This window comes from Cellulomonas sp. URHE0023 (genome assembly GCF_000688475.1).
GTDB lineage: Bacteria > Actinomycetota > Actinomycetes > Actinomycetales > Cellulomonadaceae > Cellulomonas.
The window spans coordinates 199,522-212,988 of the sequence record NZ_JIAN01000005.1; the positions used below are offsets into that span (position 1 = coordinate 199,522).

Genomic DNA, 13,467 nt, shown 5'->3' on the forward strand with positions numbered 1-13,467 from the left:
CGTCAATCACCCATCCCCGGTTCGCTCGGGGAGGAGTGCTCCGACGGGCGCGCGACGAAGTCGATGGACCGGAACACCATCTCGAGCGCACCGATGACCTCCGCACGTTCGCCGAGCTCGGCGGGAACCACCTCGAGCGGAGCGATCTGGTTGAGCAGGACACGATGGCGGATGGCGTCGCGCAGCGGCGCGAGCAGGGTCTCACCGGTCTCCGCCAGCTCACCGCCGACCACGACGGCCTGCGGGTTGAGGGCGATGGCGAGCCCGGCGACGACGGCACCGATCGTCGAGCCCGCGTCGGCGACGACCCGCGCGCAGCCGGCGTCGCCGTCGGCCGCCCTCTGCACCACGTCGCGCAGCGTCAGCGGGCCGTGGCTCGCCCGCAGAGGTTCGATGAGGGAGGACGCACCCACGACGGTGTCCAGGCAGCCACGGCTCCCGCACCGGCAGATGTCGCCGGCCGGGTCGACCTGGACGTGCCCGATCTCCCCCGCTGTTCCCGCGAAGCCCGGGTGCACCTGGCCGCCGAGAACCACCCCGGCACCGGTGGTGTAGGACGCACGCACGAAGACGGAGTCCCGATAGAAGCGTGAGGCGCCCTGCACGCTCTCGGCGAGCGCTCCGAGGTTGGCGTCGTTGTCGACGAACACAGGACACCCGAGCCGCTTGGACAGGATGTGTCCGATGTGGATCTCGTCCCAGCCGCGCATGATGCCGCGGACGGAGATCATGCCGGTCGCGCTGTCGACGGGCGCGGGCAGCGCGATGCCGACACCGACCACCTCGTCGAGCCCGGAACCCACCCGCTCGAGCAGGTCGGTGACGAGCAGGGCAGCGCGGTCCAGGCTGGTGTCCATGCGGTGCTCGTGCGGCAGCGGGAGGGTCTGCTCGGCGACGACCTCGTGCGAGACGTCGCCGAGGGCGACCCTGAGCTGCCGCACCCCGATGTGGATCCCGACGGCCAGGCCGACGCGGTGCGCGATGGTGACCATCTGCGCCCGACGGCCGCTGCGGGTGGTGTTGCGGGTGTCCACCACGCCCGCCGACAGGAGCTCCTTGACGATCGTGGAGATCGTCGCCGTCGAGAGCCCGGTCGCCCCGGCGAGCTCGACCTGGGTGAGCCCACCGTGGCGGTGGACGGTCTCGACGATGAGCGCGCGGTTGGCCTCGCGCAGCGCGGACTGCGAGCCCGACATCGCCACCCGCCCTTCCACGGTCGCGAGCATAGACGCCCCGCCCCGCTCGCAGCGGGGAACGGGGCAGGGCGTCCTACCAGGTCAGCGGGCTGCGCTCGCCCGCCGCTTGTTGAAGATGTCGAAGGCGACGGCCAGCAGGAGGACCAGACCCTTGACCACCTGCTGGACGGCCTGGTCGATGCCCATGAGCTGCATGCCGTTGCTCATCACGCCGACGAGCAGACCGCCGACGATGGCGCCGGAGATCCGTCCGACACCGCCGGTCGTCGACGCTCCGCCGATGAAGCAGGCGGCGATCGCGTCGAGCTCGAACATGTTGCCGGCACCCGGCTGGGCGCCGTTGGACCGCGACGAGTAGACGACGCCCGCCACCGCGGCGAGCAGGCCCATGTTCACGAAGATCAAGAAGTTGACCCGCGGGACCTTCACACCGGAGAGCTGGGCGGCCGACAGGTTCCCGCCGATCGCGTAGACGTGGCGCCCGAACTTCGTCTTCGACGTCAGGACGGAGTAGGTGATGATCAGCACGCCCAGGATGAGCAGCACGATCGGCAGGCCACGGCTGCGCGACAGCTGGTAGGCGAACGCCATGACGACGATCCCGACGAGCGCGATCTTGGTGATGAAGATCGGCATCGACTCGACCGCCTGCTGGTAGCGGATGCGACCCTGGCGGCTGCGCAGCTGGCTGACGGCGTAGCCCACCACCGCCACGGCACCGATGAGGATGGTGAACACGTCGTACCCGTTGCCGCCGAGGAACCCGTTCAGGAAGCCACCGGCGATGCGCTGGTACTCGGCCGGGAACGGCGACAGAGAGATGTTGTCGAGGACCTTGAGGGTCAGGCCGCGGAATATGAGCATCCCCGCGAGCGTGACGATGAACGCCGGGATCCCGACGTACGCGACCCAGAGCCCCTGCCACATGCCGCACAGGAGCCCGACGGCGACGCCGGCCAGGACGCCGACCCACCAGGGCTGACCGTGCCGGATCACGACGACGGCGGACACGGATCCCGTGAGGGCCACCAGCGACCCGACCGAGAGGTCGATGTGGCCGGCGATGATGACGATCATCATGCCGATCGCGAGGATCAGGACGTAGGAGTACTGCAGCACGATGTTGGTGACGTTGCCGGGGCTCAGCAGCGTCCCGTCCGTCAGGATGGCGAACAGGCCCACGATCGCGATGAACGCGACGAAGATGCCACTCTGCCGCAGGTTCCTCGTGAAGAGGTCCTTCAGGCCTACCACTGCGGTCATCGGACCGGGCCCCTTTCCATAGTCATGAGCTCCATCAGGTGTTCCTGTGTCGCGTGCTCCTTGCCGACCTCACCGGTGATCCGGCCTGCCGAGAGCGTGTAGATCCGGTCGCACATGCCGATGAGCTCGGGCAGCTCCGAGGAGATCAGGATCACTGCCCGGCCTGCCTCGGCCAGCCTGTTGATGAGCGTGTAGATCTCGTACTTGGCTCCGACGTCGATGCCACGGGTCGGCTCGTCGAGGATGAGCACCTGCGGATCGGTGAACAGCCACTTGCTCAGCACGACCTTCTGCTGGTTCCCGCCCGAGAGCTTGCCGGTCACGGCCATCACGGAGGGCGCCTTGATGTTCATGCTCTGGCGGTACTCCTCGGCAACCTTGATCTCCTCGTTCGAGTTGACGAAGCCCCCGCGGGAGATCTGGTCGAGGTTGGCCGACGAGATGTTGGTCCGGATGTCCTCGATGAGGTTGAGGCCGAACTTCTTGCGGTCCTCGGTGGCGTAGGCGATGCCGTGCTCGATCGCTTCGTCCACCGTGCGCGTCTGGATCTCGTTGCCGTGCAGGAAGACCTTCCCCGAGATATCACGGCCGTAGCTGCGGCCGAACACCGACATCGCCAGCTCGGTTCGTCCCGCGCCCATGAGGCCTGCGATCCCGACGATCTCCCCGGCGCGCACCGAGAGCGACGCGTTGTCGACGACGACGCGCTCGGCCTGGGTCGGGTGGTTGACGGTCCAGTTCTCGATCCTGAGCACCTCCTCGCCGACGACGGAGTCGTGCGGGGGGAACCGGTGGCCCAGGTCACGGCCGACCATGCCGCGGATGATGCGCTCCTGGGTGACCTCGTCGGCCACCATGTTGAGCGTCTCGACGGTCTTGCCGTCTCGGATGATCGTCGTGGAGTCCGCGATCTCCGCGATCTCGTTGAGCTTGTGGGAGATCATGATCGACGTGATCCCGTGGCCCTTGAGCTGACGGAGCAGCTCGAGCAGGTGCTCGGAGTCGTTGTCGTTCAGCGCGGCGGTCGGCTCGTCGAGGATGAGGAGCTTGACCTCCTTGGACAGCGCCTTCGCGATCTCCACCAGCTGCTGCTTGCCGACACCCAGCTGTCCGACGGGAGTCACCGGGAGCTCGTCGAGGCCGACCCGGGCGAGCAGCGCGGCTGCGTCCTGGTTGGTCAGGTTCCAGTCGATGAGCCCGCGTCGGACGCGTTCGTTGCCGAGGAAGATGTTCTCCGCGACCGAGAGGTACGGGACGAGCGCAAGCTCCTGGTGGATGATCACGATCCCGCGGGCCTCCGAGTCGTTGATCGACCCGAACTCCATCTCCTCACCGTCGAAGATGATCTTGCCCTCGTACGTCCCGTGGCCGTAGACGCCCGACAGCACCTTCATCAGGGTCGACTTGCCAGCCCCGTTCTCACCACAGATCGCGTGGATCTCGCCGCGTTCGACGCTGATCGACACGTCCTGCAACGCCTTGACGCCGGGAAACGTCTTGGTGATGGACTGCATCTCCAGAATGGGTGTCGCCATGGCGGCCTCCACCATCCTTCGTGGTCGTGGGCACGCCCCCACGCCGGCCGGACGCTGCCGGCCGGCGTGGGGAGCGCGATCCCTGCAGGGTGGGTCAGGACGCCTGGCCGCTGGCGACCTCGTCCGCAGACCAGTAGCCGGAGTCGATCAGCAGCGACTGGATGTTGTCCTTGTAGACGATGTCCGAGTCGAGCAGGAAGGACGGGACGACCTTGACGCCGTTGTCGTACGACTCGGTGTCGTTCGCCTCGGGCTTGTCGCCGGCCAGGAAGGCCTGGGCCGACGTGACGGCCTGGTCGGCGAGCTTGCGCGTGTCCTTGAAGATCGTCGAGTACTGCACGCCGTCGTTGATGAGCTTGACGGACGCGATCTCGGCGTCCTGGCCGGTCACGATCGGCATGCCTGCGTCGATGCCCGGGCCGTAGCCGGCGTTCTGCAGCGCGGTGATGATGCCGCGGGACAGGCCGTCGTACGGCGACAGGACGCCCTGGACCTTGGAGCCGTCCGAGTAGGTCGACGTCAGGAGGTCCTCCATGCGCTTCTGCGCGGTCTCCTGCAGCCAGCGCAGCGTGGCGACCTGCTCGATCTTGGTCTGGTCGGACTTCACGACGAGCGTCTTGTCGTCGATGTACGGCTGCAGCGTGTCCATCGCGCCCTTGAAGAAGAAGTGCGCGTTGTTGTCGTCCAGCGAGCCGGCGAACAGCTCGATGTTGAACGGTCCGGCCGCGTCGCCCTTCGAGCCGTCAGCCTTGAGGAGGCCCAGGCCGACGAGCAGGGACGTCGCCTGCTGGACGCCGACCTTGTAGTTGTCGAACGTCACGTAGAAGTCGACGTTCTCGCTGTCACGGATCAGACGGTCGTACGCGATGACCGGGATGTCGTTGTCCGCGGCCGACTGCAGCTGGTTGGACAGTGCGGTGCCGTCGATCGAGGCGAGGATCAGAAGGTCGGCGCCCTTGGTGATCATCTGGTCGATCTGCTGCTGCTGCGTGGGGATGTCGTTGTTCGCGTACTGGAGGTCGACCTTGTACCCGGCCTTCTCCAGACCCGACTTGACGGCGTCGCCGTCCGCGATCCACCGCTCGGACTCCTGCGTCGGCATGGCGACACCGATGGTGAGGTCGCCGGTGTCGGCCGGAGCCCCGGTGCTCTCGTCGTCGGTGCTGCCTGCACCGCTGCCCGAGCATGCGGCCAGGGAGAGCGCGAAGATCGCACCCGCCGCAGCCATCGTGATCCGTCGCATTGCTGTGCTCCTACTCGTCGTTGAGAGAGGCCCGGAGAGATCGGACCTGGGATGCACGGGCGCTCCTGAACCGCGCGCGATCTGGTACCTCGCTGCGGTCGGTCCCCGGCTGCACCGACCCCAGGGCGTGGTCTGCGGCGGTGCAGCGGAGAAAGATTCTTACGTTCGGTTCGCGAAGTCAATGGATCGTGGTGATATTGCTTTGTATCTGTTTGATAACGGCCGGATTCCTGCGGGTTCCGCGACGCATACGGGTGATGTGAGCGCTCACCCGAACACCCGAACGGTGCGGAGTTCAGTCCAGCACAGAGGCCCGCGACCACCTGGTCGCGGGCCTCTGTGTCTGCGGTCCTGGCGTCACCTGAGGCGACTCACGACCGGTGCGCACCTCCCCCGGAGCCCGAGTGCGCCCTCTCCACCAGCACCGCGACGGTCCGAGGCGGGACGGTGACCGTCCCCGTGGCCTTCTCCCACGTCGTCGCACGCACCACCGGGTCACTGCCCCGCGCCTGGACCGGCGACAGCGTCAGCGCGTGGCGAGCCAACGCCGGCACGCTCTGCGTCGTGGTCACGTCCGAGGCGTTCACCACGACGAGAACACCGTCCAGTGCCTTGTCCACGTCCTTGCTCCACCGCTTGGCGGTGCCGTCCCAGTGCGGTCGGTCGTCGATCGTCATGACGACCACGCCAGGGGCGGCGTCCGGCCCCGAGCCCGGGAACGCCACCTTCTGCTCGATCAGGGACGCCGAGCCCAGGCGGAACAGAGGCGTCGAGAACCGCAGCTTCAGCAGGTCGTCGGCAGCGGCCGAGGCCGTCGCGATGTCGGCCGGCGTCGGCTTGAGCGCAGGGTCGGCCAGCAGCGGCTGCTGGAACGGCCACTTCGGCTCGTTGTCGCCCTTGGGCGGCAGACCCCGACCGAAGCCGTTGTCCTTGCCGGACAGGTCGAGCGAGTTGAACCAGTCGCCTGAGTCGTAGCTGTTGCGGTCGAGCGACTTGCTGCGCAGCAGGTCGGCGCCCGCGTGCCAGAAGGACGGCGTCTGCGCCAGTGCCGTCGTGGCCAGCGAGACCGTGTTCATCCGCACGCGGTCCGCCATAACGGTGTCCGTCGGCAGCTTGTACGTCAGGGAGTCCCACAGGGTCTCGTTGTCGTGGGCGTCGACGTACGTGATGACCTCCTCCGGGGAGTCGGCGTAGCCAGCCGGCTGCCCGTTGTAGTCGATCTCCGCACCGGTCTGGACCGTGCCGCCACTCGTCTCGAAGGCGAAGTCGCGCAGGTTGCCGGCCATCCCGAGCCTCACGAGGTCGGCGTCGTGCGCCGCTCGCGCAGCCTGTTCGGCGTCCGTGCCGTTGACCGGGTCACCGTTCGGGTCCGTCCCACCGCCCGAGCCGAAGCCCTGGATGTGCGGGTTGGTGTCGAACGGGCCGCCGCCGCGGACGGCGTCGCGCAGGCGGTCGGAGAACGTCCCGATGCCCGTGCCGCCCAGCTGGCCCTGCGTCGCCTGCGTGAACAGGGCGTTGTTCGCCACCTCCCCGAAGTTCCAGCCCTCGCCGTAGAGGTAGACCTCCGAACCGTCGACCCCGTCTGCACGCGGTGTCAGCTTGTCCAGCGCCTTGCGGACGGCCTTCATGGTGTCGACCGAGTGGTGGCCCATGAGGTCGAACCGGAAGCCGTCGACCTTGTAGTCACGAGCCCACGTCACCACCGAGTCGACCATGAGCTTCTCGGCCATCGCGTGCTCGGTCGCGACGTTCTGGCAGCAGGTGGACGTCTCGACGGATCCCGTTGCAGACAGCCGCTGGTAGTAGCCGGGGACCACGCGGTCGAGGATCGACTGCGGAGCCTGCCCGCTCGCCGTGGTGTGGTTGAACACCTGGTCGAGCACCACCTGCAGACCGTCGGCGTGCAGCGCGCCCACCATGGTGCGGAAGTCGGCCACGCGGCCGCCGCCGTCCTGGTGCACCGCGTAGGACCCTTCAGGCGACTGCCAGTGCAGCGGGTCGTAGCCCCAGTTGAACCCGTCGCTCGACGCGACCGCGGTGACGCAGGCCTGCTGCTGGTCGGAGTCCGCGGCGTACGACGCCAGGTCGCACGCGGGGGTCGACTGCTGGGTCCGGTCCTCCTGGATGGACGCGATGTCGAACGTCGGCAGCAGGTGGATCGTGGTCAAGCCGGCCTTCTCCAGCGAGCGCAGGTGCTGGCGGCCCGCACCGTGGGACGCGAACGCGAGGTACGTCCCCCGCTGGGCTGCCGGCACGGTGGGGTCACTGATCGAGAAGTCACGCACGTGCAGCTCGTAGATCGTCTGGTCCACGGGCCGCACGACCGGCTGCTTCGCCTTCTCCCACTGGCTCGGCCGGAAGGCCTTGTCGGCGAGGTCGACGAGCACGGACCGGGTCGAGTTCACGGTGAGCGCCACCGAGTAGGGGTCGGTGACCTGGTTGACCTCGACCTTGTCGGTCGTCGGGGCGTAGACCGTGACCTCCCAGAGGAACTGCTTCCCGGTCCACGACTTCTTGCCGCCGACCGTCCACGAGCCGTCCTTCTGGCGCTCGGCGGTCACCCGGGCCGGGTCGGCCCCGCTCCCGGCCCAGACGAGCAGGTCGACATGCTGTGCGGTCGGCGCCCACAGGGCCAGCGACGGGACACCCCTGGACCACGTGGTCCCCAGCGTGCGCTTGCCCGCCTTCGCCGCGTAGAGGTCGTCGAGGACCCCAGGGACCTGGACGCCGGTCGCGGCCTGCAGCGTGTCTCCGCTCGCCTGGGTGACCAGCAGAGCCCCGCGGAGCAGGTCCTGCGCACGCTGCGACGACGCCTCGACGTGCAGCGCGAGGTAGCCGGTCGCCAGCGCCGGGAAGCGTGCCTTCTGCGCGTCCGAGAGTCCCGCGGGGACGTACGTGAGCGTCACCGGGGAACCGTCGCCGCCCGTCACCGCACCGTCGGCGACCACGGGCCGCTCGTCCGGCGACCCGTGCAGCCGCCAGGCGAGCGACGCGGGGTCGGTCCCCGACGGCACCCACGCGGCCGGCCACGCGATGGTCGACGCGTCGATCCACTGCGCTCGCTCCTCGCCCGTGCCCTGCAGCGGCGGGTCGGTCACCTCGACCGTGAGCGTGTGCGTGGCGAGCACGTACGTGAAGGTCACGGGCTTGCCACCGGGTGCGGTGAACGGGATGTTCGCGCCACCCCGCGCTCCCCCGGCGCCGTAGTTCTCGTCCCACGAGAGGTTGTGCGCGACCTTGACCTCGTAGGCGCCGACGGGCAGGTCCGGTGCGACGAACGTGTAGGTGCCGTCGCCGTCGGGGTCCTGAAGCCAGGTCGCCATGCAGTCCGGCGCCCAGTCGCCGGCGCAGCCCAGCTCGCTGTTGTCGGAACCGGGGACCGTCAGGATCGGACCTTGCGCGGTCGAGGTGAACCAGTGGGTCGACGGGTCGTAGTAGAACGTCACGGGTCCGTCGGACGCGAGCGTGTAGGCGACGTTGCCTCCGCCCGCCGCTCCGCCGGCACCGTAGTTCTCGTCCCAGGTGCCGCCGATCGCGACCTTGTACTCGTAGGAGCCGGCCGGGATCGTGAAGGTCCCGGCATAGACCCCGTCGGCCCGCTTGGTGAGCTTCGCCGACGTGCACTCCGGCTGCCAGTCTCCCGGGCAGCCCATCTCGGTGTTGTGGCTGCCCGGCACGGTCACCAGCAGGTCGCCCGGCTCGGTGGGCGGCACCACGCCGTCGACGGCGTTGCCGACGCTCGCGAACGTGGAGGCGGCACTCCTGTGGCCTGCCGCGTCGACGGTCACCGCGCGGTACTCCACCAGTGCCCCGGCGTCCAGGCCGCTCACGTCGGCGTACACGCGCGGGGTCGTCGACTCCGCCGTGCCCAGTGCCGTCCACGTGTCGTCACCGACCACCCGGTACGCGAACGACGTCTGGCTCCACACGTCCGCGGCCACGTCGGCGGTGACCGGGACCAGGCCCTTCAGCGCCGTGCCCGCGGCCGGGGTGCTGAGCGTGATGGCGCCCGCGGTCGTCGGGGACCCGACAGTCGAGCCGGCCTTCAGCACGACGGCGCCGAGCGCCGGGACGGTGATCGTGAGGTTGCCGTCGGCCGCTGCCGTCGCACTCGTCGACGTCCCGTACAACGGAGCGAACGTCGCACCGGGCGTCAGGGTGTCGACCGTGACCGTCGCGGGCGCCGTGCCGCTGTTGAGCGCGACGAGGTGCTCGATCTTCTCCGTCGCGTCGACACGCGAGAACGCGTAGACGGAGTCCGTGGCGTACCGCTCGATCTGCGCTCCGTCTGTCAGAGCCTTGCTCGAGGCCCGCAGGGCCGCAAGCTCGGAGATGTGCCGGTAGAGCACCGAGTCGGTGTCGTAGCGGTCCACCGACCCGGCAGTGGTGCCGTCCAGGAGCGGCTGGTCCGCGTACTCGGGCACCTGCGTGGCGAACAGCGACTGCCGGGCGTTCTTGTCCTGCCCGTTCCCTGCACCCTCGAAGCCCTGCTCGTCGCCGTAGTACACGACCGGCTGCCCGCGGGTCAGGTACATGAGCGAGTGGGCCAGCTCGGAACGCTGCTCAGGGTTGCTCGCGTCCTTGACCATGTAGCCGACGCGGCCCATGTCGTGGTTGCCGAGGAAGGTGGGCAGCGCCTGCGCGTTCGTCGTGGGTGTCGTGTACATGTCGTCGCCCGCGAACAGCGCGTGCAGACCGGCTGCCGAGAAGCCCTTGGCGTAGGTCGTCGCCGCGGACTGGAACGTGAAGTCCAGGACGCCGTTCATGTCGCTGTTGCGCAGGTACGGCGAGAGCTTGGCCGGGTCGGCGTCGTAGACCTCACCGAACATGAAGAAGTCGGGGTTGCCGACGGACGCCGCGTGGTCACGCACCGCGGTCGTGAACCTCTGCCAGAACTCGAAGTTGACGTGCTTGGCGGTGTCGATGCGGAAGCCGTCCACACCCCGGTCGACCCACTGGTCGTACACGTCGACGAACCCGTTCACGACCGCGGGGTTCTCCGTCATGAGGTCGTCGAGGCCCGAGAAGTCTCCGTACGTCGTCGACTCGCCCGTGTAGGTCGAGTTTCCGCGGTTGTGGTAGAGCGTCGGGTCGTTCAGCCAGTCGGGGACCTTGGCGTGCTCGTCCTCGGGCTTGATCACCGGCGTGTAGGGGAAGCTCGTCGCAGCGTCCATCGCCGGGAACGTGTCCGTGCCCGCATAGGTGTGCGGGTCGAACGTCGTGCCGGCCGCGTCCTTGTACGGGCTCGTCGCCTGGTCGACGTAGTCGTACGTCTGCTGCGCGTAGTCGATGACGTCGGCGGTGTGGTTGGCGATGATGTCGAAGTACACCTTGATGCCGCGCGCGTGGGCGTCGGCGATCAGCGACTCGAGCTCGGCGTTGGTGCCCAGGTGCGGGTCGATCTGCGTGAAGTCGGTGATCCAGTACCCGTGGTACCCGGCCGAGGCATCCGCCCCTGTGCCCTGCACCGGCTTGTTCTTGAACGACGGTGTCAGCCAGATCGCCGTGGTGCCGAGTCCCTGGATGTAGTCCAGCCTGTCGTGCAGGCCCGCGAGGTCGCCGCCCTCGTAGAAGCCCTTGTCGGTCGGGTCGAAGCCGGTGGTGAGGCGGTCACCCGTCAACCCACCCGTGTCGTTGGTCGCGTCGCCGTCGGCGAACCGGTCGGTCATGACGAAGTAGAACTGCTGCCCGGCTCCCGGGTCGCGCACCGGGTCGGCGACGATCGCGTCGTCGGCGGCGGTGTATCCCCCGGGCAGGCCGACCGGGTTCAGCGCCGTGCGGTGCGTCGTGTCGTCGTAGGTGAACCTGATCGTCGACGGGCCGGCCAGCACGAGCGGGGTGTTGTCACCGCCGCCGTTGCCGCCGTAGGCCTCGTCCCAGGTGTCGTTGAGGGCGACCTTGTACGCGTAGGTCCCGGCCGGCACCGTGAACTCGGCGGAGTACCGGCCGGCCACGTCCGTCGGCGTGAGCTCCGTCTGCGCACAGTCCGGCTGCCAGTCGCCCGGGCAGCCGAGCTCGCTCTGCAGGTCTCCGACGAGGGCGACGGTGCGTTCGGCCGCCGCGGCCGGGGTCGCGACGACCGCAGCCCCCACGAGGCCGAGAAGCGTGACTGCGACAGCGGTGGTTGCGGCGACCGGACGGCGCCAGCTCGTGGCGCGTCCGGGGGCGTCGGCGGGCGACATGGCGACTCCTTCGTCTTCCCGCGGACGTCACTGTTCGCGGGCTGTGCCGGGTGATGTCGCAGACCGTATCCGTTTGCAGTAACTTGCAGCAAGAGAATCGGTCAAACGTTGCAAAGCACCGGCTCGCGGACCGCACCGCCGCCGGGGCGCTCTCAGTCGTGCCCTCGCAGGCCTTGATCACGGGGTGGGCGGCGTGGCCCGCCACCGCACTGGCGGGCCTCCCGGCACGACGCGGCCAGCTGCTCGATCCGCTCGAGTCAGACGACGGCGAGGCGGGGCTCGGCGTGGCCCGCAGTGGAGGTGCGTCCTAGGCCGCAAGGAGCTGAGCCACCCGCGCCTGGAGGTCGGAGGCCGCAGCATCGTCGATCTCCACCACCTTGTCCCGGCTGGTGGACCCCGAGACCAGCCGCACGTGCCGCGGCCGGACCCCCAGCGCCGCCGCCAGCGCCCTGAGCACCGCCGCGGTTGCCGCACCATCGACGGCACGCGCTGTCACGGCGACCACCAACCGATCGCCGTACGTCCCTCCGACCGCGGTCCTCGACGCGCCAGGCCTGACGCGTACGGCAACGCGCACGTCATCGCCTCGGCGGGTCGATGAGTCGGGGCGCGCGCCGCATGCGCACGAAGAGCACGGCACCGAGGACGACGAGGACGACGCCGACCAGCGCGAACGGCAGGGGCGACATCGACGTGCTGCAGGAGATCGGCATCGTGGTCGTGCACGAAGCCTCCGGCCAGTTGCGGTTCTTCCAGGCGAGCGAGAAGGGCAGTGCGCTCAGGCCGGCGACCAAGCCCCACTGCGCGGGCCGCAGCCCCTGCCGGGCGACCAGCACCCCCGCGAGCAGCATCCCGGCGAGGCCGACGACCAGCCCGAGCACCGCAGGGCGCCCGAACCCCGCCCCGACGCAGACGCCGAGCAGGAGCCAGCCGACGAATGCAGAGACGCTCGTGCCCGCGCGTGGGACGGCGACGTCCTGCGCCCACATGTCAGATCAGGCCGAGCGCCCGCACCGCGTCGCGCTCCTCAACGAGCTCCGCGACCGAGGCGTCGATGCGGCTCCGCGAGAAGTCGTCGACGGACAGGTCCGGCACGATCTGCCAGCTGCCGCCCGCCGACGTCACGGGGAACGACGAGATCAGGCCCTCGGGAACCCCGTACGACCCGTCCGAGACGATGCCTGCCGAGGTCCAGTCGCCCGCCGGGGTGCCGTTCACCCACGAGAACACGTGGTCGATCGCCGCGTTCGCCGCCGACGCCGCCGACGACGCACCGCGCGCCTCGATGATCGCCGCGCCGCGCTTGGCCACGGTCGGGATGAACGTGTCACGGACCCACGCCTCGTCGTCGACGACCGCTTGCGCCGGCTTCCCGTCCACCGTGGCGTGCGACAGGTCCGGGTACTGCGTCGCGGAGTGGTTGCCCCAGATCGTCACGCGCGCGATGTCGGACACCGGAGAAGCGGTCTTCTTCGCGAGCTGCCCGACCGCCCGGTTGTGGTCCAGGCGAGTCATGGCCGTGAACCGGTCGCTGGGCACGTCCGGCGCGTGGGAGGCGGCGATGAACGCGTTGGTGTTGGCCGGGTTGCCCACCACGAGGACGCGCACGTCGGATGCCGCACCAGCGTTGATCGCCTCGCCTTGCGGCTTGAAGATGCCACCGTTCGCCGACAGCAGGTCACCGCGCTCCATGCCCGCGGTCCGAGGTCGGGCGCCCACCAGCAGGGCGACGTTGACGCCGTCGAACGCCGCCGTGGCGTCGTCGTAGATCTCCACGCTGTCGAGCGTCACGAATGCGCAGTCGTCGAGCTCCATCGCGGTGCCCTCGGCAGCCTTGACCGCCTGCGGGATCTCCAGCAGCCGCAGCCGGACCGGGACGTCCGGCCCGAGCAGCTGACCCGAGGCGATCCGGAAGAGCAGTGCGTAGCCGATCTGCCCGGCGGCTCCGGTGACGGTGACGGTGACAGGCGAGCTGGCGGTCACGAACGGGCTCCTTCGGTCGGCCGATGGCGCATCAGATGGACGTACCTGCGCTACGGGCACGCTAC

The 13,467-nt window shown here is 69.2% G+C and carries 8 protein-coding genes; all 8 read right to left on the minus strand.

Features of this window, described 5'->3' with window-relative positions:
• Nucleotides 1–2: 2 nt before the first annotated feature.
• Nucleotides 3–1,214 (minus strand): ROK family transcriptional regulator, encoded by a 1,212-nt coding sequence (locus N553_RS20475; RefSeq protein WP_369796641.1) that lies wholly within the window; start codon nt 1,212–1,214, stop codon nt 3–5.
• Between the two features lie 63 nt (nt 1,215–1,277).
• Nucleotides 1,278–2,459: a multiple monosaccharide ABC transporter permease gene (mmsB, locus tag N553_RS0100915; RefSeq protein WP_028044971.1), complete on the minus strand. Its 1,182-nt coding sequence runs from the start codon at nt 2,457–2,459 to the stop codon at nt 1,278–1,280.
• Nucleotides 2,456–3,994: a multiple monosaccharide ABC transporter ATP-binding protein gene (gene mmsA, locus N553_RS0100920; protein WP_028044972.1), complete on the minus strand. Its 1,539-nt coding sequence runs from the start codon at nt 3,992–3,994 to the stop codon at nt 2,456–2,458. Before mmsA ends, mmsB begins: the two co-directional genes overlap by 4 nt.
• 94 nt (nt 3,995–4,088) lie before the next feature.
• Nucleotides 4,089–5,237: a multiple monosaccharide ABC transporter substrate-binding protein gene (chvE, locus tag N553_RS0100925; protein WP_028044973.1), complete on the minus strand. Its 1,149-nt coding sequence runs from the start codon at nt 5,235–5,237 to the stop codon at nt 4,089–4,091.
• Between the two features lie 371 nt (nt 5,238–5,608).
• Nucleotides 5,609–11,419, minus strand: a complete 5,811-nt coding sequence (gene pulA, locus N553_RS20480; RefSeq protein WP_051639729.1) for a pullulanase-type alpha-1,6-glucosidase — start codon at nt 11,417–11,419, stop codon at nt 5,609–5,611.
• Between the two features lie 307 nt (nt 11,420–11,726).
• The gene (locus N553_RS0100940; protein ID WP_369796642.1) at nt 11,727–12,059 is read right to left on the minus strand and encodes a DUF167 domain-containing protein; all 333 of its coding nucleotides are present in this window, start codon (nt 12,057–12,059) and stop codon (nt 11,727–11,729) included.
• Nucleotides 11,998–12,408: a hypothetical protein gene (locus N553_RS20485; RefSeq protein WP_051639730.1), complete on the minus strand. Its 411-nt coding sequence runs from the start codon at nt 12,406–12,408 to the stop codon at nt 11,998–12,000. The genes N553_RS0100940 and N553_RS20485 overlap by 62 nt, the downstream gene beginning before the upstream one ends.
• 1 nt (nt 12,409) lies before the next feature.
• Nucleotides 12,410–13,402, minus strand: coding sequence for a malate dehydrogenase (locus tag N553_RS0100950; RefSeq protein ID WP_028044975.1), 993 nt, complete (start codon nt 13,400–13,402; stop codon nt 12,410–12,412).
• Between the last annotated feature and the right edge of the window lie 65 nt (nt 13,403–13,467).

What these genes read in the sequence shown, in the direction of transcription:
- mmsB (WP_028044971.1), bottom strand. Translation starts at nt 2,459, where the DNA reads ATGACCGCAGTGGTAGGCCTGAAGGACCTCTTCACGAGGAACCTGCGG.
- mmsA (WP_028044972.1), bottom strand. Translation starts at nt 3,994, where the DNA reads ATGGCGACACCCATTCTGGAGATGCAGTCCATCACCAAGACGTTTCCC.
- chvE (WP_028044973.1), bottom strand. Translation starts at nt 5,237, where the DNA reads ATGCGACGGATCACGATGGCTGCGGCGGGTGCGATCTTCGCGCTCTCC.
- pulA (WP_051639729.1), bottom strand. Translation starts at nt 11,419, where the DNA reads ATGTCGCCCGCCGACGCCCCCGGACGCGCCACGAGCTGGCGCCGTCCG.
- N553_RS20485 (WP_051639730.1), bottom strand. Translation starts at nt 12,408, where the DNA reads ATGTGGGCGCAGGACGTCGCCGTCCCACGCGCGGGCACGAGCGTCTCT.